General features: G+C 51.9%; 1 rRNA gene. It reads left to right on the top strand.

Features of this window, described 5'->3' with window-relative positions:
• Nucleotides 1-851: ribosomal RNA gene (locus ACTJJ1_RS24970) — 23S ribosomal RNA — on the top strand; the annotation flags it as partial.

Here is an 851-nt window from a genome sequence, read left to right as displayed (position 1 = left end):
AAAGGGTGATAGTCCCGTACACTAAAATGCACATTCTGTGAGTTCGATGAGTAGGGCGGGACACGTGACATCCTGTCTGAATATGGGGGGACCATCCTCCAAGGCTAAATACTCCTGACTGACCGATAGTGAACCAGTACCGTGAGGGAAAGGCGAAAAGAACCCCGGCGAGGGGAGTGAAATAGAACCTGAAACCGTGTACGTACAAGCAGTGGGAGCCTACTTTGTTGGGTGACTGCGTACCTTTTGTATAATGGGTCAGCGACTTATATTTTGTAGCAAGGTTAACCGTATAGGGGAGCCGTAGGGAAACCGAGTCTTAACTGGGCGAATAGTTGCAAGGTATAGACCCGAAACCCGGTGATCTAGCCATGGGCAGGTTGAAGGTTGGGTAACACTAACTGGAGGACCGAACCGACTAATGTTGAAAAATTAGCGGATGACTTGTGGCTGGGGGTGAAAGGCCAATCAAACCGGGAGATAGCTGGTTCTCCCCGAAAGCTATTTAGGTAGCGCCTCGTGAACTCATCTTCGGGGGTAGAGCACTGTTTCGGCTAGGGGGCCATCCCGGCTTACCAAACCGATGCAAACTCCGAATACCGAAGAATGTTATCACGGGAGACACACGGCGGGTGCTAACGTCCGTCGTGAAGAGGGAAACAACCCAGACCGCCAGCTAAGGTCCCAAAGTCATGGTTAAGTGGGAAACGATGTGGGAAGGCATAGACAGCCAGGATGTTGGCTTAGAAGCAGCCATCATTTAAAGAAAGCGTAATAGCTCACTGGTCGAGTCGGCCTGCGCGGAAGATGTAACGGGGCTAAACCATGCACCGAAGCTGCGGCAGCGACGC

It is taken from the genome of Serratia sp. 22264, assembly GCF_052045345.1.
Lineage (GTDB): Bacteria > Pseudomonadota > Gammaproteobacteria > Enterobacterales > Enterobacteriaceae > Serratia > Serratia plymuthica.
The sequence above is the reverse complement of the archived record's forward strand: the minus strand, read 5'-3'. Positions and strand labels throughout refer to the sequence as shown.